General features: G+C 65.1%; 20 protein-coding genes. 1 reads left to right on the top strand and 19 read right to left on the bottom strand.

The features are described 5' to 3' along the window. Positions 1-259: 259 nt before the first annotated feature. The 14 genes from Q4543_RS06850 to Q4543_RS06785 form a co-directional block, all read right to left on the bottom strand. A complete protein-coding gene (locus Q4543_RS06850; RefSeq protein WP_303437049.1) occupies positions 260-1,216 on the bottom strand; it encodes an NAD(P)-dependent oxidoreductase in 957 nt (318 codons plus the stop codon). 91 nt (positions 1,217-1,307) lie between these two features. Next, complete coding sequence (locus Q4543_RS06845) at positions 1,308-2,306, bottom strand: NAD(P)-dependent alcohol dehydrogenase (RefSeq protein WP_303437061.1); 999 nt, start codon at positions 2,304-2,306, stop codon at positions 1,308-1,310. Between the two features lie 100 nt (positions 2,307-2,406). Beyond that, the gene (locus Q4543_RS06840; protein WP_303437047.1) at positions 2,407-3,147 is read right to left on the bottom strand and encodes a class II aldolase/adducin family protein; all 741 of its coding nucleotides are present in this window, start codon (positions 3,145-3,147) and stop codon (positions 2,407-2,409) included. A gap of 14 nt (positions 3,148-3,161) precedes the next feature. Beyond that, positions 3,162-4,583, bottom strand: coding sequence for a carnitine 3-dehydrogenase (locus tag Q4543_RS06835; RefSeq protein WP_303437046.1), 1,422 nt, complete (start codon positions 4,581-4,583; stop codon positions 3,162-3,164). Further along, entirely contained in the window at positions 4,580-5,503 is a 924-nt protein-coding gene (locus Q4543_RS06830) for a 3-keto-5-aminohexanoate cleavage protein (protein ID WP_216001763.1), read from the bottom strand. Before Q4543_RS06830 ends, Q4543_RS06835 begins: the two co-directional genes overlap by 4 nt. Before the next feature lie 14 nt (positions 5,504-5,517). After that, positions 5,518-6,303 (bottom strand): carnitinyl-CoA dehydratase, encoded by a 786-nt coding sequence (locus Q4543_RS06825; RefSeq protein WP_303437045.1) that lies wholly within the window; start codon positions 6,301-6,303, stop codon positions 5,518-5,520. Then, positions 6,300-8,342: an acetate--CoA ligase family protein gene (locus Q4543_RS06820; RefSeq protein WP_303437044.1), complete on the bottom strand. Its 2,043-nt coding sequence runs from the start codon at positions 8,340-8,342 to the stop codon at positions 6,300-6,302. The genes Q4543_RS06825 and Q4543_RS06820 overlap by 4 nt, the downstream gene beginning before the upstream one ends. Before the next feature lie 3 nt (positions 8,343-8,345). Then, positions 8,346-9,506 carry an acyl-CoA dehydrogenase family protein gene (locus Q4543_RS06815; protein WP_303437043.1) on the bottom strand — a complete coding sequence of 387 codons (1,161 nt, stop codon included), beginning with the start codon at positions 9,504-9,506 and terminating at the stop codon, positions 8,346-8,348. 82 nt (positions 9,507-9,588) lie between these two features. Next, positions 9,589-10,401, bottom strand: coding sequence for an ABC transporter permease (locus Q4543_RS06810; RefSeq protein ID WP_216001767.1), 813 nt, complete (start codon positions 10,399-10,401; stop codon positions 9,589-9,591). Further along, entirely contained in the window at positions 10,398-11,207 is an 810-nt protein-coding gene (locus tag Q4543_RS06805) for an ABC transporter permease (protein WP_303437042.1), read from the bottom strand. The genes Q4543_RS06810 and Q4543_RS06805 overlap by 4 nt, the downstream gene beginning before the upstream one ends. Before the next feature lie 53 nt (positions 11,208-11,260). After that, the gene (locus Q4543_RS06800) at positions 11,261-12,373 is read right to left on the bottom strand and encodes an ABC transporter substrate-binding protein (protein WP_303437041.1); all 1,113 of its coding nucleotides are present in this window, start codon (positions 12,371-12,373) and stop codon (positions 11,261-11,263) included. Between the two features lie 49 nt (positions 12,374-12,422). Beyond that, a complete protein-coding gene (locus tag Q4543_RS06795; protein ID WP_303437039.1) occupies positions 12,423-13,451 on the bottom strand; it encodes an ABC transporter ATP-binding protein in 1,029 nt (342 codons plus the stop codon). A 102-nt stretch (positions 13,452-13,553) separates the two neighbouring features. Continuing rightward, entirely contained in the window at positions 13,554-14,426 is an 873-nt protein-coding gene (locus tag Q4543_RS06790; RefSeq protein WP_303437060.1) for a LysR substrate-binding domain-containing protein, read from the bottom strand. Between the two features lie 109 nt (positions 14,427-14,535). After that, positions 14,536-15,189: a TetR family transcriptional regulator C-terminal domain-containing protein gene (locus tag Q4543_RS06785; RefSeq protein ID WP_303437038.1), complete on the bottom strand. Its 654-nt coding sequence runs from the start codon at positions 15,187-15,189 to the stop codon at positions 14,536-14,538. A gap of 136 nt (positions 15,190-15,325) precedes the next feature. Here Q4543_RS06785 and Q4543_RS06780 point away from each other — a divergent pair, with 136 nt between their 5' ends. Next, positions 15,326-16,510 (top strand): pyridoxal phosphate-dependent aminotransferase, encoded by a 1,185-nt coding sequence (locus tag Q4543_RS06780; RefSeq protein WP_303437037.1) that lies wholly within the window; start codon positions 15,326-15,328, stop codon positions 16,508-16,510. Between the two features lie 16 nt (positions 16,511-16,526). Here Q4543_RS06780 and Q4543_RS06775 read toward each other — a convergent pair whose 3' ends face one another. The 5 genes from Q4543_RS06775 to Q4543_RS06755 all read right to left on the bottom strand — a co-directional run bounded on the left by Q4543_RS06775 (position 16,527) and on the right by Q4543_RS06755 (position 21,720). Next, on the bottom strand, positions 16,527-17,297 hold the full coding sequence (locus Q4543_RS06775; RefSeq protein WP_303437036.1) for an ABC transporter permease: 771 nt from the start codon (positions 17,295-17,297) through the stop codon (positions 16,527-16,529). Continuing rightward, the gene (locus Q4543_RS06770) at positions 17,294-18,046 is read right to left on the bottom strand and encodes an ABC transporter permease (RefSeq protein WP_216001774.1); all 753 of its coding nucleotides are present in this window, start codon (positions 18,044-18,046) and stop codon (positions 17,294-17,296) included. The genes Q4543_RS06775 and Q4543_RS06770 overlap by 4 nt, the downstream gene beginning before the upstream one ends. A gap of 11 nt (positions 18,047-18,057) precedes the next feature. Next, the gene (locus Q4543_RS06765; RefSeq protein ID WP_303437035.1) at positions 18,058-18,810 is read right to left on the bottom strand and encodes a transporter substrate-binding domain-containing protein; all 753 of its coding nucleotides are present in this window, start codon (positions 18,808-18,810) and stop codon (positions 18,058-18,060) included. Positions 18,811-18,844: 34 nt separating this feature from the next. Beyond that, the gene (locus Q4543_RS06760; RefSeq protein WP_303437034.1) at positions 18,845-19,597 is read right to left on the bottom strand and encodes an ABC transporter ATP-binding protein; all 753 of its coding nucleotides are present in this window, start codon (positions 19,595-19,597) and stop codon (positions 18,845-18,847) included. A gap of 149 nt (positions 19,598-19,746) precedes the next feature. Beyond that, positions 19,747-21,720: a CocE/NonD family hydrolase gene (locus Q4543_RS06755; RefSeq protein ID WP_303437033.1), complete on the bottom strand. Its 1,974-nt coding sequence runs from the start codon at positions 21,718-21,720 to the stop codon at positions 19,747-19,749. Positions 21,721-21,729: the final 9 nt, after the last annotated feature.

The raw sequence follows: 21,729 nt of genomic DNA, 5'->3' as shown, positions 1-21,729 counted from the left end.
TCCGTTGGGGCGCAGGCCGCTGAAGCCCTCTGGCCTTCAGGCGGCTTGCGGCACAGGTTCCAGTATCGCCAAGGAGACGCGGAAGAGGCGCGAGATCGCCGATCTGCCCGAACCCTTGATTTCAAGCGTCCAGAAAAAGCCGGGGGCGGACAGGGCATACCGCATCTGTCCGGTCAGGCAGAACGTCGGCGCTGCCCACCTCGCCCGCGCCCCCGTCTGGCAGGGGGTCATGACGCGGAGGCGAGGCCTTGGGCGCGCCTCAATACCCGCGCGCCCGGTCCACCGCATAAGCCATGGGCTGCCCGCCGCGCAGCGCGCGCGCGGTGTCGATGACCTGCCTGGCCACCACCTCGGGCAGCGAGTCACTCGCCACATGCGGCGTGATCCGCAGCCGCGCGTCCTGCCAGAACCGATGGCTCGGCGGCAGAGGTTCTTCGCGGAACACGTCCAACGTCGCCGCTGCCAATTGCCCGGCGTCGAGCGCCGCCATCATGTCGGCCTCGCAAAGATGCTCTCCGCGGCCAATCTGCACCAGCACCGCCCCCGGCGACAGCCGCGCGAACAGATCGCCGTCCAACAGGTTTTCGGTTTCAGCGGTCAGCGGCAGGACATTCACCAGGTAATCCGCGCCCTCGGCGGCGCGCAACACCGCGTCCGGCCCTGATAGATAGCTCACCCCCGGCAGCTGGTCTTGCGGCGCGCTGCGGCAGGCCACCCGAACCGCAAAGCCGACGGCGCGCAGCCCGCCCACCACCGCGCGGCCCATGGTGCCATGGCCCAGCACCGCCACCTGCACCGAGGCCGGCGCGCGCATCGCCAGCGGCGCCCAATGGGCCGCTGCCGCGTTTCGCGCCATGTCGGCAAAGCGGCGTTCATGGTGCAGCACCTCGTGCACCGCATATCCCGCCATCAGGTCCGCCTGATGCGGATCGCGCACCCGCGCCACGGCGACGTGATCCGGCAGGCCGGGATGCGCCAGCAGCGCGTCGACCCCTGCCGCAACCGACATCGCCAGCCCAAGATTGGGATAGGGCGCAAAGGCGTCTGCGCCGGGTTGCCAGCAGATCGCAAACCGCACCTTGGCCGGGTCGCTTATTTCGCCGGGATGGCGCAGAACCACATCCGACGCGCAGCGCCGCAGCGCCGTTCCGTAAAGCGCATCAAGGTCTGCGGTCTCGCTGAGATACACGCCAAGGATCGGGGCTTGCTCTGGCATGGGGGCCTTTCGGTTCGTCATCGGCTGGGGGTGGGCCGCTCGCCCGGTCGTATCATGGCGATCCTCCCCGCCGGAGAAGACCGCCACGGGGTTACATGGTCACGCAGATCTTGCCGAAATGCGCACCGCTTTCCTGATAGCGGAACGCCTCGGCCAGATCGGCCAGCGCAAAGCTGCGGTCGATCACCGGGCGCAGGCTCAGCGTTTCGAGCGCCCGCACGAAATCGAGCTGATGGGCGCGCGAGCCGACGATCAGCCCCTGCAGCCGCTGCTGGCGGGCCATCAGCGCCGCGGTGGGTATCTCGCCCGAGCGCCCGGTCAGCACACCGATCAGCGCCAGATGCGCGCCCGGACGTCCCGCGACGATGGATTGCGCCAGCGTGGCCGGGCCACCAACCTCGACCACGATATCAACGCCGCGCCCATCGGTCAGGGCGCGCATCTCGGCGCCCCATTCCGGCGTGGTGCGATAGTTGATGACGTGATCGGCCCCGAGCGCGCGCAGACGCTCCAGCTTGGCGTCGGAAGACGAGGTGGCGATGACCCGCGCGCCCATCGCCTTGGCCAGTTGCAGCGCATAGATCGACACGCCGCCAGTGCCGAGCACCGCAACCGTGTCGCCCGCCTTGATACCGGCATCGACCACAAGCGCCCGCCAAGCGGTCAGCCCGGCGGTGGTGATGGTCGCCGCTTCGGCATGGCTCCAGCCGGCGGGCGCATGGGTGAACCATGTCGCGGGCAGCGTGACGGATTCGCGGGCATAGCCATCCCGCCCGTCGCCCGGCGTGGTCGAGAAATCGCAAGGGCGGTCATCGCCAGTTTGCCAGTCGGGGAAAAAGCACGACACCACGGACTCGCCAACCTTGAAGCCATCGACACCCGCGCCGATGGCCTCGATGACACCCGCGCCATCGGCCATCGGGATGCGCCCGTCGGGCAGCGCGCCCACGACAGCGCAGACCCGGTAATCGTGGTAATTGAGCGAGCTGGCGTGCAGACGCACGGTGATTTCGCCCGCGCCGGGGGCTGCCGGCGCCGCGGCATCCTTCAGCACAAGATTGTCCAGCCCGCCAGGGGCCTTGATCGTCACCTGTTTCAAGAGGTCACCTTTCATGGTCTCAGATCACATCCGGGGCGATCCCCCGGATGTGACAGGGATCTAGTGCGCTTGCGCAAAAATCCTCAGGGAATCAGCTGCGATAATCCGATCCGATACCGTCGATCGAGCGCAGATGCGCCTGCCATTCCAGTTCAAGATCGCCGTCTTCCTCGTTCATCTGCACATATTGCTGATGCACCCGCGATGCGATGTCATCGGACACCATGCGCAACGGCTGGCCGCTGGACGTGGCGGCAATCTGGATTTCGCAAGAGCGTTCGAGATAGAACATGTTGTTGAACATCTCGGCGGCGCTGCGCCCGGTGGCGATCAGCCCGTGATTGCGCAGCATCAGCACCGGGTGATTTCCCATGTCGGCGACGATGCTGTCACGCTCTTCGAGATCCAGCGCGATGCCTTCGAAGTCATGGTAGCCGATACGGTTGTGAAATTGCAGCGAGATCTGGTTGAGCGGCAAAAGCCCCACTTCCATGCAGGACACAGCAACGCCCGCGCGGGTGTGGGTATGCATGATCCACGCCGCATCATGCCGGTGCATGTGCACCGCGGAATGAATGGTGAACCCCGCCGGGTTCACCCGGTGCGGGCTGCCATCGACCTTGTTGCCGTCGACGTCGATCTTGACCAGCGACGAGGCGGTGATCTCTTCCCAGCGCCAGCCATAGGGGTTGATCAGGAAATGCCCATCTTCGCCCGGCACGCGGGCGGTGATGTGGGTGTAGATCAGGTCGGTGAACTTGTGCAGCGCGGCCAGCCGATAGCAGGCGGCCAGCTCTTCGCGGGTTTTGCGTTCTTCGGGGGACATGGTCATCTCTTCCGTTCTCGTCAGTTGCGATCGCCAACGGCGCCACCGGCACCCTCGGCGGGGCGCCCGGCATGGGCCGTGGCAAGGGTTTCAAGCGCCTGCGCCACATGCGGCTCCGGCGGACAGGCCCGGCGCGTGGTCAGATCGGTGTGAAGAAGCAGCGTTTCCAGCGTCGCCGCAAGGGTGCCGTCGTCTTTCATCACCCGGTGGAACAGTTTCATCGTCTTGCCCGCGCCGCTCAGCACCTGCGTGGTCACCGTCAGCATGGCGCCGCGCGCCACCTCGTCGAGATAGCGGATGCGGGTGTCGACGGTGAAATAGCTTTTGCCGGATGCGATATAGCCATCATCCGCCCCCACCAGCCGCATCAGCCCATCGGTCGCCCATGTCCCCAGTTCAAGATAGGCCGCCTCGTTCATGTGGCCGTTGTAATCGGTCCATGTCACCGGCACCGCGCGGCGCAGGGTGATCGGCAGACCGTCAATCTCGCCGCCCATGGCCAGCGTCTGTTCATGCCCAACGATGACGCCGCCCGCACCGCTGCCGGTGCGCCGCAAGCCGCGCAGGATCGCCACGAGATTGTCATCGCGCAGCCGTTCCAGTTCGCGGATCGACAGATGCCCGGATTGCGCATCGGACTGGCTGGTGATGGCCGCGATCAGCGCATCGTCAAGCTCGGGCACATCCATCAGCTTGGTCCAGGGCCAGTGCAGCGACGGGCCGAACTGTTCCAGATAGCTTTGCATTCCTGCCTCGCCGCCCGCGATGCGATAGGTTTCGAACAGGCCCATCTGCGCCCAGCGAAGGCCAAAACTCATGCGGATGGTGTCGTCGATCTCGGCGGTGGTGGCAATGCCGTCCCTGAGCATCCACAGCGCCTCGCGCCAGACCGCTTCCTGAAAGCGGTTGCCGATGAAGGCGTCGATTTCCTTTCGCAGCACCAGCGGATGCATCCCGATCGAAACCACGATCGGCAATGCCTTGTCGCAGAGCGCAGCCTCCCCCGAGATCTCGGCGAGGGGCAAAAGGTAGACCGGGTTGAACGGGTGCACCACCACCACCGGCGCGCCGCCCGAGGCCAGATCGCTGGCCTTGAACCCCGAGGTGGACGAGGCGATGAAGCCGCCCTTTGGCAGCACCTCGGTGATCTGGGCATAGACCTTGTGCTTGAGCTCCAGCCGTTCGGAGACGCTTTCCTGCACCCAGTCCGCACCGCTCACCGCTTCCTTGAGAGAGGCGCAGAATGTCAGCTTGCCCTCGGGCGGCAGCGGACGGTCATAGAGCGCGGGCAGCGAGGCGCGGGCGTTGTCCAGCACCTCGCCGATCTTGCGCGCGGCTTGCGGGTCGGGATCGAACACCGCAACGTCCCAGCCATTGAGCAAAAACCGCGCGGCCCAGCCGCCTCCGATGACGCCGCCACCAATGATCGCGGCGCGGCTCATGCGGCGGCCTCGGCGGGGGCGCGCTTGGTCAGACCCAGCAGGTCGCGCACCTCTTGCGGGCCGATCAGCGAGGCGCCCATGTTGCTCAGCAGGCTGGCCGCCTTGTCGACCAGTTGCGCGTTTGTCGCCATCACGCCGCGTTCCAGATACAGGTTGTCTTCGAGCCCAACGCGCACATTGCCCCCCGCCAGCGCGGCGGCGGCGACATAGGGCATCTGGTCGCGCCCAAGGCTGAAGGCCGACCAGTTCCAGTTCGAAGGAACGTTATTCACCATCGCCATGAAGGTGTTGAGATCATTCGGCGCGCCCCACGGAACGCCCATGCACAGCTGCACCAGCGCCGGATCTTCGAGCACGCCTTCCTTCACCAGTTGGCGCGCGAACCACAGGTGGCCGGTGTCAAAGGCCTCGATCTCGGGCTTTACACCCAGATCGGTCATCTGCTGGCCCATGGCGCGCAGCATCCCCGGCGTGTTGGTCATGACGTAAGTGTCATCGCCAAAGTTCATCGACCCGCAATCGAGCGTGCACAATTCCGGCAGGCAGGCGCGGATATGCGCCATGCGCTCGGTTGCACCGGCCATGTCGGTATTGGCCCGGTCCAGCGCCATCGGCGTTTCAGCGCCGCCAAAGGTCAGATCGCCCCCGACCCCGGCGGTCAGGTTCAGCACCACATCCACATCGGAGGCGCGGATGCGGTCGGTCAGTTCGCGATAATAGCCAAGGTCGCGGCAGGGCGCGCCGGTCTCCGGGTCGCGCACGTGGCAATGCACGATGGCGGCCCCGGCCTTGGCCGCATCAATCGCGGCCTCGGCAATTTCGGCGGGCGAGCGCGGCACGAGGCGGCTCTTGTCCTGCGTGGCCCCTGCCCCGGTGATCGCGGCGGTGAGGAACAGCTTGCGGTTCATTTCAAGAGGCATGGCGTTTCCTTTCCTTACCGGCCCTTCCAGACCGGATCGCGCTTTTCGGCAAAGGCGCGGGCGCCTTCCTTCTGATCTTCGGAGCGGTACAGCCGTTCGACGGTTTCGAACTGGCTGCGGGTGATGCGGTTGAGCGCATCCTGAAATTTCATGTCCTCGGCCTCGCGGGCGATCTCCTTGATCGCGGCGAACACCAGCGGCGGCCCGGCGGCCAGATCGTCGGCCATCTTGCGCGCCTGCGCCATCAGCTCGGCGGCGGGCACGATACGGTTGATCAGCCCCCAGCGATGCGCTTCCTCGGCATCGAACCAACGGCCCGTGAACAGCAGCTCCATCGCGATGTGATAGGGGATGCGCTTGGGCAGCTTCAGCGTTGCGGCATCGGCCACGGTGCCCGAGTTGATCTCGGGCAGGGCAAACGTGGCGTGATCGGCGGCAAGGATGATGTCGGCGCTGATCGCCAGTTCCAGCCCGCCGCCGCAGGCGATGCCGTTGACGGCAGCAATCACCGGCTTGTTGAGCCCGCGCAATTCCTGAAGGCCGCCAAAGCCGCCCTTGCCGTAATCGGCATCGGGGCCTTCGCCCTCTGCCGCCGCCTTGAGATCCCATCCGGGGCAAAAGAATTTTGCGCCCGCGCCGGTGATGATCGCCACGCGCAGCTCGGGGTCATCGCGAAACTCGGTGAAGATCTCGCCCAGTTCCTGACTGGTGGCCATGTCGATGGCGTTGGCCTTGGGCCGGTTCAGCGTAACTTCAAGCACCGCGCCGCGGCGCTCGGTGAGCACGTTGTGATATGTCATGCGCTCTCTTCCATTCTGATTAGGGCATCCGCTGCAACCGCCCCGCAGGCGCGGCAGATCAGCGGGTTGATTTCGATCTCGTGCAGCCGGTCGGCATGGGTCTGCACCATATCCTGAAGCGCCAGCACGGTGTCCAGCACCGCGTCCAGATCCGCCCCCGGACGGCCGCGATAACCGGTCAGCAGCGCGCCAGTGCGCAGCCCGCTCAGGGCGTTGCGGATCTCGTCGCGGCTGGCGGGGATCAGCAGCGAGGCGGTGTCGCGGATCAGCTCGGTCAGGATGCCGCCCAGCCCCAGCGTCAGCACGAAGCCATGCGCCGCATCGCGGGTGACCCCGATCAGCAGTTCCGCGACGGTGCCGGTGATCATCTCTTCGACCAGAAAGCTTTGCGCGGGCATATTTGCCGCCGCCTGTGTCACCGCCTGAGCGCTGCCAAGGTTCAGCGCCACGGCCCCGGCTTCGGTCTTATGGGCGATGCCTTCGCCCTTGAGCACCACCGGAAAGCCGATCTGCGCCGCGCTGGCCCCGGCGCTTTGTGCGCAAGCAGCACGGGTCGATTTCGGCACGCGGATGCCGGCCTGAGACAACAGCGCCTTGGCCTCGGCTTCGGAAAACACCCGGCTTGCCCCGTGGCCGCCCTGTGGCATCAGCACCGGGGCGGTGCCCTTCGCCCCCTTCCCAATCTGCGCCGCGGCGCGGATTGCGCGCAGCGCGTCGGCCATGCCGCACAGCGGGGTGATGCCCATCTGTATCGCCTTGGTCGCGACGGATTCGGGCAGCCCTTCGGCCAGCAGCGACACCAGCGCCATCGGCGTGCCGGTGGCCTGCCGGGTTGCGGCGACGGCGCGCAGCACCTGATCATATTCGGGCGCGGCAAAGCGATCGTCGCGCGGGTAATCCAGCACCACGCAGCCAAGCGCCAGATCGGCGTTGCACAGTGCGGTGAAGGTGGCGGTCAACGCGTCCTCGTCGCCCCAGATATAGGTGTTGTAATCCAGCGGGTTGGCCAGCGCGACCTTGGGGCCAAGCGCGGCGCGCAGGGCAGATATCCGGGTCTCGTCCAAGGCGGGATACTCTACCCCCACGACCTCGCCCATATCGGCCATCAGCGACGCTTCTCCGCCAGAACAGGAGGCCGAGGCGATGCGAACCGAGGCCAGCCCGCCGGTGACATGCAGCAGCTTGAGCGTCTCGACCAGTTCCGATGCGGTATCGACCTGCGCCATGCCAAGACGGCGCAGCAAGGCCCGCGCGCCCGCGTCACTTCCGGTGAGCGAGGCGGTGTGCGACACCGCCGCCTCCTGCGCCTGCTGCGAAGATCCAACCTTGAGCGCGACGATGGGCTTGCCCAGTTCCTGCGCGCGCCGGGCCAGCCGTTCGAACGCAGGCAGATCGCTGATGCCTTCGATATGCAGGCCAAGCGCGGTGATGCGCGGATCTTCGAGCAGGGCAATGCCCAGATCCGCCATCGAGGTCTGCGCCTGATTTCCTGCCGCGAGCACGGCGGCCAGCGGCAGGCCCCGGCGCTGCATGGTGAGGTTGATCAGCACGTTGGAGGACTGGCCGATGACGGCAACGCCGCTGTCGCAGCGCACCAGCCCGTGCCGGTCGGGCCACAGCGCCACGCCATCCAGCGCGTTGACGATTCCGTAGCAATTGGGCCCGAGGATGCGCATCTTGCCCGCCGCCGCAACCAGCTGCGCCTGCAAGGCATCGCCGTCGGACAGCTCTGAAATTGCCTCGCTGAACCCGGCGGCAAAGCACACCGCACCGCCGCAGCCCATCGCCGACAGCTCGCCCGCGATCTGCACCGACAGCTCGCGGTTGACCCCGATGAACGCCGCATCCGGCGTGCCCGGCAGCGAGGCAAGATCGGGATAGGCCGGCAAACCGCCGACCTCGGATTTCTTCGGATGCACCGGCCAGATCGGCCCGGAAAAGCCGGTATCCCGGCATTGGCGCACGACGCTTTCACACCATGTGCCGCCGCCAATGACCACGATGGCCCTTGGCGACAGGAAGCGGCTCAGCGGTTCCATCTGTCAGGCTCCGAGCGGGCGAAACAGTTCGCGGCTGATGATGTGACGCTGAATTTCCGAGGTGCCGTCCCAGATGCGTTCGACGCGGGCATCGCGCCAGAACCGTTCGATGGGCAATTCATCCATCAACCCCATGCCGCCGTGAATCTGCAACGCCGCATCGGTGACCCGCGCCAGCATTTCCGACGCATAAAGCTTGGCCGAAGCGATCTCGCGGTTGGCGGGCAGGCCCTGATCGAGCCGCCATGCCGAGGATAGCGTCAGCAGATCGGCGGCGTCGATCTCGGTGATCATGTCGGCGATCTGAAAGCTGATGCCCTGAAACTTGCCGATGGGCTGGCCGAACTGGCTCCGCTCGGCAGCGTAATTGAGCGCATAGTCGAACACCCGGCGGGCGCGGCCCACCGCCATGGTCGCCACGGTGATCCGGGTGGCATAGAGCCATTCGTTCATCACCGCGAAGCCACCGTCGATCTCGCCCAGCACCTGCGCATCGGGCAGGCGGCAATTGTCGAAATACAGAATGCAGTTCTTGTAGCCTCGATGCGAGACCGAGTTGTAGCCGTTCGCCACCTCGAACCCCGGGGTGTCGCGATCGACCAGAAAGCAGGTGATGCGCTTTTTCGGGCCGCGCGGGGTTTCATCGACACCGGTGGCGACGAAGACGATGAAGAAATCCGCGTGATCGGCGCCCGAGATGAAATGCTTCGAGCCGTTGACCACCCAGTCGCCGCCATCGCGGGTGGCGGTGCATTTCATGCCGCGCACGTCCGAACCGGCATCCGGTTCGGTCATCGCCAGCGCGTCCATCCGCTCGCCGCGCACGGCGGGCATCAGGTAGCGGTCGATCTGCTCGCCTTCACAGGCCATCAGGATATTCTGCGGGCGGCCAAAGAAATGCGTCAGCGCCATCGAACCACGGCCCAGCTCGCGTTCCACCAGCGCGAATTCCAGATGCGACAGCCCCGGCCCGCCGACGCTTTCGGGGAAGTTCGAGGCATAAAAGCCAAGGTCGATGACCTTCTGCTTGATCTCCTGCGCGATTTCGGCGGGGACTTCGCCGGTGCGTTCGACCAGCGCCTCATGGGGGTAGATCTCGTTTTCGACGAAGCTGCGGACGGTGGAGACGATCATCTCCTGTTCATCGGTCAGACCAAAATGCATGTTGCACCGTGTAGTTGAATTGAAAGGGTCAGGATGTTGCGGGCGGCGCGATACGGGTCGCGCCGCCGGGGGGTGGACTGGCTCATCGCGCGCGGGCCTCCTTGCGCATCAGCATTGCGGCGCGCAGCACCACCAACAAGGTGACCACGCCGATCAGCAGCACCGAAAGCGCAGCAATCGACGGATCGACATTGTCGCGCAGCCCCATCCACATGCGCCGCGGCAAGGTGATGGTTTCGACCGAGGTCACGAACAGCGTCACGCCGATCTCGTCCCAGCTGAGCAGGAAGCACAGGAAGAAAGCGCCCAGCAGGCCAAAACGGATGTTGGGCAGGATCACGCCAAAGATCCGCGTCGGCACCGCCGCGCCCATGGATTGCGCCGCAAGATCCATGCGCCGGTCGATTTGGCTGAGCGAGACCATGATGACCACCACCGCATAGGGCACGATCATCACCGTATGGGCCAGCACCACGCCGCCCAGCTTGTCATAGGCGATGATGTCGTTCCACTGCGTGAGCTTGGTGAGAAAGAAATACAGCGTCAGCGACGACACCACCGGCGGCGCCACCATCGGCAGCAGCACAAAGCCGGTCATCAGCCCCGCAAGGCGCGGGCGCAGCATCCAGATGCCGATGCAGAATGCCGCCGCAAGGATCACCGCCAGCGCGCTGGCGATCACCCCGACCTGCACCGAGGTCAGAATGCTGCGCAGCCATGCCGGGTCTTCGATCAGGGCTGCGTAGTGGCGCAGAGAATAATTCCCGTCGGGCAGGCTGAGATAACGGCGCGAGGTAAAGCTGACCGGCACCACCGCGATCAGCGGCATCAGCAGGAACAGCGCGACCAGCGCGGTCAGCAGGGTGGCGATGCGGCCGGGGCGCAGTGTGATCATTTCGCCATCTCCCCGTAGCGGCGCATCAGCAGCACCAGAATGCCACCCACCGCGATCATCAGGATCACGCTCATCGCGGCGGCCATGCCCCATTGCGGGATCTGGAAGATCCACAGGTAGATCAGCTCGGCGATCAGCACCGACTGCCCGCCGCCCAGCAAGGCCGGGGTGACGAAAAATCCGATGGAAAACACAAAGACCAGCAGCGTCGCGCCGATGATGCCGCTGGCGGTCATCGGCAGGAACGCCTGCCAGAAGATCCGCAGCCGCGAGGCGCCCATGCCATCGGCGGCGATCAGCACCCGCTCATCGACGTTGCGCATGGCGGTGGCCAGCGGAAACACCGCGAAGGGGATCAGGTAATGCGACATGCCGACGATCACCGCGAATTCGTTGCGGGTCATCTGAAGCGAGGTTTCGATCAGGCCCATGTCTTTCAGCCACGTGTTGAGCAGCCCTCGGTTGGACAGCATCGACAACCAGCCGAAGGCCCGGCTGAGCACGGAAATCCAGAACGGGATCATGATGCACAGCTCGGTGATGCTGCGCACCACCGGGCGGCCCCGCACCCAGAGCAGGGTGATGACATAGGCCGCCGCCACCGATACCACGGTGACGATGGTGCAGATCCGCAAGGTGCGCCAGATCACGCCCTGTGTCAGCGGATCGGACAGCACGTGGCTGTACTGGGCCAGCCCCGGATCGGGATCGGTAAAGCTTAGCTGCATGATCCCGAGAAACGGCAGCAGGTAGCTACAGCCCAGAAACAGCAGCACCGGGCAGGTCAGGAAAAGATGGGCACGCATGTCGGCTCCTTGGTGCCGCCCCGCAACCTTGCGGGGCGGTCGGGGGCAAGAGGTCAGGCCGAGATGATCTGCAGGTAAGCGTCAAGCGCCGCGCTGTAATTGGTTTCGTACCAATCCATGTCCAGCGCCACCTGCTTGGGCAGGTTGGCCGGGTCCATCGGGTTGAACCTGCGCTCGTCCTCGGGGATCAGCGAATCCGCCGCCGGGTTGCTTGGCCCGTTGCCCAGCAGCATGAACAGTTCCACCTGACGTTCGGGAACTTGCGTGCTGGCGATATATTGCATCGCCGCCTCGGTGCCGCCGGGGTTGCCCGCCAGAACCGCGATGCCGCCAGGCCCGATGATGCCATCGTCATAGGTGTAGGTGATCTCGCCCTCGGTGTCCTTGTGCAGCAGCGTGGCGCGGGTGTTCCAGATCAGCGCCATCGACACATCGCCGTTCAGCAGCAGCGACTGGCTTTCCGCGCCGCCGCCCCAGAACGCGCCGATATGGTCCTTGAAGGCTTCGATCTTCTTGTGCGCGCGGTCGAGATCCAGCGGGTACAGGTCTGCGGGCGCAACGCCATCGGCGAGCAGCGCCGCCTCCCACATGCCCGCGCCCCATTTGTACATGGCGCGCTTGCCGGGGAAGTTCTCGGCGTCGAAGAAATCGGCGAGCGAGGTCGGCGGCGTGTCGAATTGCGTCGCATCATAGGCGATGACGTAGCTGTAGAAATAGCACGAGGACGCATATTCCCAGCCAAAGCCTTCGCGTTGCTTGGCCGGATCAACGATGTCGTAATCGATCGGCGTCATCATGCCCTGACGGCCAAGCGCCTGCGCCGAGAACGGTTCCGCATCGACCAGATCCCATGTCGGGCTGCCGCTCTTGCTTTGCGCGATGATCGCGCCTTCGGTCGGGCCAGAGCCATCATACAGCACCTTGATGCCACTTTCAGCGGTAAAGGGCTGGCCAAAGGCCGCGTCCATCGCATCAAGCGCATCACCGCCCCAGTTGACGAACACCAGCTGGCCCTCTGCCGCCTGCGCGCCGCGCGCCCCCAGCCCCAGCGTGGTGGTGCCAAGCAGCGCCCCCAGCCCGGCCATCATCTGGCGACGCGAAATCTGTCCCTTGGCGTGGCGCTCGGTCAGGATCTCGGCGCAGTCTTTCTGGAAATGCTGGTTCATGTACTCACCTGTTGTTCGATTGAGGTATTTTTATTGGGGGAATTGGGGGTCAGACCACAAAGCCGTGCCGGGCATCCCAGGCAACGCAAAGCTCTGCGCCGGGGTGCGGGTCGGCGATGCCGGGGCCATTGTCGAGATAAAGCATCAGCTCTTCACCGGCCTGCGTTTCCAGCAGCAGCCGGGATTTGGCGCCAAGATACACCCGGTCGCGCAGCCGCACCGGCAGCGCGTTGGCATCGCCCGCAACGGCAAGGCGCATGTGTTCGGGGCGCACCGCCAGATGGCCCAGCCCGGCCGCGTTGCCGGAAAGCTGGATCGGCGTGCCGGCGATGCCGCCGGACTCCAGGGTCAGGACGTTGATGTCACCGAGAAATTCGGCGGTAAAGCGGTTGGCGGGCCGTTCATAGACCTCTTCGGGCGTGCCCAGCTGTTGCAGCTCGCCATGGTTGAAGATGGCAATGCGCGAGGACAGCGCCAGCGCCTCTTCCTGATCATGGGTGACAAAGACAAAGGTGGTGCCCAGCTCGCGGTGCAGGCGGCGCAGCTCTTCCTGCATCTGCCCGCGCAGGTTCTTGTCCAGCGCCGAGAACGGCTCGTCCAGCAACAGCACCTTGGGTTCATAGGCCAGCGCCCGGGCCAGCGCCACCCGCTGCTGCTGGCCACCCGACAGCGCCACCGGCTTCTTGGCTTCGTGCCCCGACAGGCCGACCATCTCGACCATCTGTGCCACGCGATCGGCGATCTGCGCCTTGCTGCGCTTTTGCACCTTGAGCGGGAAGGCGATGTTTTCGGCCACGGTCAGATGCGGGAACAGCGCGTAGCCTTGGAACACCATGCCAAAGCCGCGCTGCTTTGCGGGCCAGTTGGTCATGTCCTGCCCATCGAGCAGCAACTGCCCGGCGCTGGGGGCGTCATAGCCCCCGATCAATGTCAGAAAGGTGGTCTTGCCAGAACCCGACGGCCCTAGCAGAGACAGGAATTCGCCCTCGCCAATCCCGAGGGAAACATCACGCAGCGCGTTAAATTTCCCGTATTTTTTTCCGATCTTACGTGCTTCGATCTGCGGGTTGGATGACACGATCGCCTCGCTGTCTGGTTCCTGCCGTGGTGGGGAAACCTAGGAGCGGGCAAATATGAACCGCAAATGAAACATTTTTCGCGGCTCGACAAATGAAATTTGTCACCGGTTTCGGTTCGGGCGGAATCGGCTCATTTCCAGTTGTGTTTTCAACCAGTTGTGAAATTCCATCACAACCGGGTTTTCCAGATTTTCCTCGGGCGTGCAAAGAAAGTAACCCGTGTCGTCATGCAGCGACGATGAAAATGGCCGCATCAGCAGGCCGTCATCCAGATCCTTGCGCCACAAAACGACGTCACCGATCGCGATTCCCTCGCCCGCCAGAACGGCGGTGTGCACGACGTTCATGTCAGAATAGCAGATGCCGCGCTGCGCGTTTTCCGGCGGCAACCCGGACAGGCGCATCCAGTTCTGCCAGTCGGTGAAATCGCTCACATGCAGCAGCGTTGCCTGATCGAGCAGGCTGATGTCGTTGAAGTTCTCGAACCGGCTTAGATAGACCGGGCTGCACAGCGGGGTGAATTCGACCGACAGCAACGGTTCGATCCGCACGCGCGCCCGCGCCTCGTGGCCGAAGGTGACGAAGGTATCCACCTCGGGGTTGCTGGTGTCGATCAGGTTGCGGGCGCTGACCACGTTGAGCACGACATCGGGATGGGCCTCGGTGAAGGCACGCGCATGCAGGCACAGCCATGCCGAGACGAACCCGGGCGGCGCGCTGACCGTCAGCCGCCCCGACAGCCCTTGCTGCGACACCCGCGCCGAGGAACTGGCGATCATGCTCAGCGCGCGGCGCACATCCTCGGCATAGGCGCGGGCGCGCGGGGTGATCACCGTGCGGTTGCCGACCCGGTCGAGGATCTTGAAATCAAGATCATGTTCCAGCAGCCGCAGCTGGTGACTGATCGCGCTGCGGGTGACGTTGAGCTCTTCGGCGGCCCGCCACAGCGCGCCGTTGCGGGCCACGCTTTCAATCGCGCGCAGCGCCGGGATCGAGGGAAAGCGTTTGATGATAGGCCTCTCGTGGCTGAAACCGGTGCGGATTGGATAGCGCAGTCAGGACCGTATGGCGAGGGCCGCCCGGTCAGAACCGATTCAAAGTCACGCCCAGAAGCACCCCGATCCGGTCCTGCCCCATCGCCACCAGATCGTCCCCGGCTAAGCCGGTCGGGCAGGCCCCGCCTTCAAGCCACAGCCCGTCGATCAGCGCGTTGCAGCTGGTGGCGAGCCGGCGCAATTCATCCGCAGGCACCGCCCGGCCCTGCGCGCTCAGCGTCTCGGCGATCAGCGCCTCGAGACGGTCGCGGAACGACAGGTAGGTGCGGTCATGGGTGGTGCGGATGCCCGGCTCATTGGGGATCTGCGCGATGAAACTCGCCCATAGCGTCACGTTGCGTTCGGACATCACCGGCGGCGTCAGGTTGGCCTCGATCACCAACGCAAGCCGTTGATCGGGGGGCAGATCCTTGCGTTCGGCGGGGGCAAGGGACAGGTCGCTCATCGCGCTCATATGAGCGTCATAGGCGGCGCTGATCAGGTCTTCCTTGCTGTGGAAATGATGCCGGATCAGGCCCAGCGTCACCCCGGCGCGCTCGGCGATGGCGCGGGTGGTCGCACCGCGGTACCCCGCCTCTCCGATCAGCTCGAGCGCCGCCTGGATCAGCGCGGCGCGCCGGGTTTCGGGTGCTTCGCGGACAAAGGCGCGGCGGCTCTTACTGGGGGGAGGCTGATCGGTCATGGCGCCACTCTATTGGGCGCGGCGTAAAGGAACCAGCCCGAGAGCGGTCTTTGGCGGGACTGTTCTTGTTTTTGTTATTCAATTGTATAATAACTTGGCAACAGACATGCTCCCCGATCTGCACAGGATGACAGCGATGAGAACGACCGCGATTACCAACCGCCTGAGCGATCTTGGCGGGGCGAAATGGGGGCTGCATTTCCGTGCGGTGCGCCTTGCCGCGCAGGGCCATGACATCGTGCAGCTGACCATCGGAGAGCCCGACACCCCGCCCCCGGCGGCGCTGATCGATGCCGCCAGCGATGCCATGCGCGCCGGGCGCACCACCTATTCCAAGGGCGAAGGCGAAGACGGGCTGCGCGATGCCCTCGCCACCCGCTACGCGGCGCGCGTCGGGCGGGCGGTGACGCCCGAACAGATCATGTGCTTTCCCGGCACCCAGACGGCGCTGTTCACCGTGCTGATGGGAATCGCCGAAGCCGGCGACGAGGTGCTGGTGGGCGATCCGATGTATGCCACCTATGAAGGGGTGGTGCGCGCCAGCGGCGCCAATGTGGTGCCCGTGCCCCTGCGCGCCGAGTACGGCTTTCGCCTGAACGCCGATGACCTTGCCGCACGCATCACCCCGCGCAGCCGCGCCATCCTGATCAACACGCCGCACAACCCCACCGGCGCCGTGCTCAGCGCCGAGGATATCGCCGCGTTGGGCCGCCTCGCCCGCGCGCATGATCTGTGGATCGTCTCGGACGAGGTCTATGACGAGCTGATCCACGATGACACGCCCTTTGTCTCGCCGCTGTCCTTCCCGGAACTGGCGGAGCGCACCATCGTGGTGTCGTCGATTTCCAAATCCCACGCCGCGCCGGGGTTCCGCAGCGGCTGGTGCGTCGGCCCCGAGGCCTTCACCGCCGCGCTGCTGCCGCTATCGGAAACCATGCTGTTCGGCAACCAGCCGTTCATCGCGGACATGACCGAAAAAGCCATCCGTGACGGATCGCAGGTCGCCCCCGGCATGCGCGAGCGCTATGCGGCGCGGGCGGCCTATCTGGCGGATCGGCTGGCGGCGGAAAGCCCGCTGCGGGTGCTGCCGCCCTCGGCGGGGATGTTCGCGATGATCAACGTTGCGGGCACCGGCATGGACGGCGAGGCATATGCCAACCACCTGCTTGATCACGCCGGGGTGGCGGTGATGCCCGGTGCTTCGTTCGGCGCGACGCTGAAAGACTGGGTGCGCCTTGCGCTGACCGTGCCGGACGCCGACATCGCCCGTGCCTGTGACCGGATGGTGGCCCATGCCGCCGCGCTCATCCAGCCCGCCTGAACGCCAAGGCGCCGGGTTACCGAGGCACCCGGCGCTCCAGCCACGCAAACCCCTGCCCGATCACCAGCGCGATGACGATATAGACCACCGCCAGCAGCAGCAGCGGTTCATACACGATGAACGTGTCCGAACGCACCCGCGAGGACACCGCGTAGATGTCGATCACCGTGATGGTGGCAATCAGCGGCGTCGCCTTGAGCTGCAGGATGGTTTCTCCGCCCAGCGTCGGCAGCACGTTGCGCACCGCCTGTGGCAACCAGATGCGGCGAAAGATCGTCCGCCGAGGCATGCCGAAAGCCCGCGCTGCCTCCAGCTGGCCCTTGGCGACGCTGGAAAACGCGCCGCGCATCACCTCGCCCTCATAGCCCGCATAAGACAGGGTCAGCGCGGTCAGCGCATAGGGCCAAGCCTGCCGCAGATAGGGCCACAGCTCTGATCCGCGAATCCACGGGAATTGCGGGAACAGCGATCCCAGCCCGTAATACAGCAGCCAGATCTGCAACAGCAGCGGCGTGCCCCGGATCACCGTGCATAGCGCCTTGGCGGGCCACGCAAGATACCACGGCCCCACCGCCTGCGCCAAACCCAGCAGCATCGCCAGCGGAAAGCCAAGCGCGATAGAGGCCAGCAAAATCCACAGCGTCGTCCAGAGCCCCTGCGCCGCCAGCGGCAGGTATTGCGGAATCCAGTCCCAGCGCAGCGACACCGCGCACCACAGGACAAACCCCGCGAACAGCGCCATCAGCAGGATGCGATGGGGTTGCAACAGCTCTTTCAACGGAATCATCGCGCACCGCCCTTCAGGCTGGGCTGACCGCGCCGCGCCCATTTCTCAAGCCGGGCAAACAGCGCCCCGGACAGCAAGGTGACCATCAGGTACAACGCCCCCGCCGCCATGAAAAAGGTGAAATAGGCCCGCGTGCTGCTCGCCGCCTGCCGGGTTTCCAGCGTCAATTCGCTGAATCCGACCACCGCCAGCAGCGCCGTGTCCTTGGTGGCGATCAACCACAGGTTGGCCAGCCCCGGCACCGCAAAGGCCATCATCGCCGGGATCGTCACCCGGCGCAGGATGGTCCAGCCGGGCATGCCAAAGGCGCGCGCCGCCTCGACCTGACCGGGGGGAATAGCCTGAATCGCGCCGCGCAGGACTTCGGTGGCATAGGCGCCCTGCACCACACCCAGCACCCAGATGCCCGCCGCGATACCGCTGATTTCCACTGGCCCGCCGCCAAGCGCAGCAGAGGCTTTGTTCACGAGATCCGTGCCGACGTAATACAGGATCAGGATCAGCACCAGTTCCGGCACTGCCCGGATCACCGTGGTATAGATCGCCAGCAGATCGCGAGTGATCTTGCCGCCATGCAGCTTTCCGTAAGCGCCAAGCAGACCGATCAGCAGGCCCAGCCCAAAGGCGCCCGCCGCGATCTGCAAGGATCGCGACAGGCCAACCAGCAGGTTGCGCCCCCAGCCCGGAGGGGACAGGGACAAAAGCTCTGCCGCCTGCCCCAGCCCCAGCAGTTCAAGAAGGTCGCTCACGGATCAGACCCTCAGAAGATATCCTTGCCAAAGTACTTCTCGGTGATCGCGCTGCGGGTGCCATCGGCGATGACCGCCGCCACGCCCTTGTTGAACGCGGCCAGCAAGGCGTCGTCGCCTTTGCGCACGCCCGCGCCCACGCCAAGCCCAAGGATTGCCGGATCGTCGGCCACCGGGCCTTTGACCTCGCAGCAGGCCGCGCCTTCGACGAATTCGGCCATGGCCATCGCGTCGGCCTGCGTGGCGTCGATGCGGCCCGCGATCATGTCCTGATTGGCCTCGTCCTGGGTCTGGTAGACGCGGATTTCGGCATCGGTGAAATATTTCTGCGCATAGGCCTGATGCACGGTCGAGGCCTGCACCCCAAGGATCTTGCCCGCCAGCGAGTCGGGCGTGGGCGCGATGTCGAGCATCTTGTCGGCCACGATCACGGTGGGGGTGTTGTAATAGGGATCGCTGAAATCGATGGTCTTGAGCCGCTCTTCGGTGATCGACATCGATGCCATGATCGCGTCGATCTGCTTGGCGTTCAGCGACGGGATGATGCCATCCCATGCCACCGGCGTGACCACGCAGTCCAGCTCGGCGGCGGCGCAGATGGCGTCGATCATCTCGATTTCCCAGCCGACCCAATTGCCCGAGGAATCCGGCGAGGAAAACGGCGGATAGGGTTCGGCCGCGACGCCGATCTTGACCTCGGCGGCGCTGGCGGTGGTTGCCATCAGGGTCAGCGCGGCAATGCACAGGGATTTGAAATGGGGCATGGGGGTCTCCGTGTTGGTGGTTTTGTTATTTTTTTCAGGCGACTGTGCGCAGGAATTGCTGCAATCGCTCGGATTTGGGATCGCCGAAAAGCTCTGCGGGCGGCCCCTGTTCCTCGATCCGGCCTTGGTAAAGATAAATCACGTGTGTCGCGACTTCGCGGGCGAATTTCATCTCGTGGGTGACAAGGATCATGGTGCGCCCTTCGGCGGCAAGGTCGCGGATCACGTTCAGCACCTCGCCCACCAGTTCGGGATCGAGCGCCGAGGTCGGCTCGTCGAACAGCATCGCCTTGGGATCGACCGCCAGCGCGCGGGCAATCGCGGCACGCTGCTGCTGGCCACCCGAAAGCTGCGCCGGAAAGGATTTCATCTTGTCGCCCAGCCCGACCCGTTGCAGCAGCTCGACCGCCCGTTCGGTGGCCTGTGCCCGCGATTGGCCAAGCACATGGACCGGCACTTCGATGATGTTTTCCAGCAAGGTGCGATGGGTCCACAGGTTGAACTGCTGAAACACCATGGCCAGCTGGGTGCGGATACGTTCGATCTGGCGGCGCTCGGCCGGGCTGCCATCGGCGCGGCGCTTGATCTCTTCGCCGTCGATGATGATTTTCCCGGCGGTGGGCGTTTCGAGGTAGTTGATACAGCGCAGCATGGTCGACTTGCCCGACCCCGAGCCGCCGATGATCGCCACGACATCGCCCGTGCGCGCGGTCAGCGACACGCCCTTGAGCACCTCGAAGCGGCCAAAGCTCTTGAACAGGTTTTCAACGCGGATGGCATCTGCCACGGACAGCCCCTTCGTGCCAGTCTTGGTTGGCCTCAGGGTGCCCTCAAACCAAATTGTTATTCAACCGTATAAATTCTTCAGTAGGATGACGTAGGGGCGGATCGGGGGATTTGCCCAAGGAACAGGCAAGTCCCCCGATCCCGTTCGCGTCATCCGGCGTTGCGCTCGATCGTGTCCTCGAAAGTCCGCTCGAACAGTTTGCTGTCTCCGTCAAAGGCTTCCAGCCGCGTTTTCAGGCGAAACTGGCTGGCATCGGTTTCAAACCGGGCGGTGACGATTGTCGCGACATTGAAATCGCCGCGCGACATCTTGCGGGTCCAGACCGACAGAATGCTGGCCTTGGCGACATCCTGCGGGTCGATCGCGTATGTTTCCTCGAGCAGGCAATCCTGAAGCAAGCCGGTTTCGACGTTCTCATAGGCGCCGAAATCGGACCGGATGCGGATGACGTCATGGCCGTTTTCGCGGGCCCGCTCGACCTGTTCCAGCTCGGCGCGGTGTTCGCGCAGGATCGACTCGGGCAGGGGGCGCGGCGCATCGAAGGTGATGCTCTGAGCATCGCCGGTCAGTTCAGGCAATGATAGCGTGCCGTTCAGCAGGCTGAGCGACACCTGCCCCGGCGCGGGCCAGACAAGCGGCCAGCACGAGGTCTGAACCGCCAGCCGCAGCCGATGCCCGGCGGGCAGGCGATAGGCCATCTGGTCCAGCGTCACCGTGGCATCGACCGGCGCGCCGGGGGTCAGCGGCACCGCCTGAGCAAAGCCATCGCGGAATTGCAGGTTCAGCAGGCCATAGCAGATCAGCGTCGACGCGCCATCCGGGGCCACGTCACACAGCCGCACCACCAACTGCCCGAAGGGCTGATCGCTCGACAACCGCAGCCGCAGCACCGGCGCGCCCAGCACGGTAAAGGGCGCATCCAGCGGCTCGCTGTCGAAACAGGCGGCGCGGGCGTCGTCGTGCTGCTGGTCGCCGGGCAGTTCCAGCGCGCCGTAGGCACAGGGGAAATACCGGCCAATCGCCTCGCCCGCGCGGGCATCGGTGGTCACGCTCACCGGCGCGCTAAGCCCGTTGCCCCCGAGCGATCCGTCACCCAGCGGCATGTCACGCGTCGTGACCTGCGGCGCGGGCCAGTCGGGCAGTCCGACCCAGCGCCCGGCCCGTTCCGGATAGGTGCGCGCGGGCGCCATACTGTCCATGACATAGGCGCGCAGGGCAGGATCTGCCTCGACCCCGGTGTCGATGCCTTTCAGCCAGCGATCCCACCAGCGCAGCGACTCGCCGATGAAATCGATACGCGGCTCGGGGGTGGCGATATGCGGGTACTTGTGGTTCCACGGCCCGATGATCGCCTTGACCGGCGAATTGGTGACGCCCTCCAGCAGCTTTGCGGGGGTGTTGCGATAACCGTCATGCCAGCCAGAGATGGACAGGATGGGCGTATTGATCGCGGCGAAATCCTCACAGATCGAAGCGTGCCGCCAATAGGCGTCCCGGGTGCGATGGCGCGCCCATTCGGCAGCGGCAAAAGGCGTGTTTTCCAGCCGGTTCAGCCAGACATCGCGCCAGTTGCCGGTCTGTTCGGGATCGGGCGGCAGCGAAAACCACGACATGATATGCGTTGCCCAGTTGACGCTTTCGGTCAGCTCGCAGCCGCCCTTGTAGTGGATGTCATCGGCAAAGCGGTCGACGCTGGAACAGGCGCTGATCACCGCCTTGAGCGCATCGGGTCGGCGCGCCGCCACCTGCAAGCCGTTGAAGCCCCCCCACGAGATCCCCATGATCCCCACCGCGCCCGTGCACCACGGCTGCGCGGCGATCCAGGCGATGACGTCTTCGATATCGCAAAGTTCCTGTTCGGAATATTCGTCGTCGAACAGGCCTTCGGATTCACCCGTGCCGCGCAGATCAACCCGAAGACAGGCATAGCCATGCGCCGCATAGATCGGATGGGTGGTGGCGTCGCGCGTCTCGGTGCCGTCGCGCTTGCGATAGGGCAGGATTTCCAGAATGGCGGGCACGGGGGCGCTGTCCACCGGCTGCCAGATCCGCGCTGACAATTGGCAGCCGTCGCGCACGGGAATCGCCGTGCAGGGGGTTTCATCGATAGCATGCTGTGTCAAGGGGGCGGT

The organism is Salipiger sp. 1_MG-2023 (assembly GCF_030547555.1).
Lineage (GTDB): Bacteria > Pseudomonadota > Alphaproteobacteria > Rhodobacterales > Rhodobacteraceae > Salipiger.
This window is presented reverse-complemented; position numbering and strand designations above follow the sequence as displayed.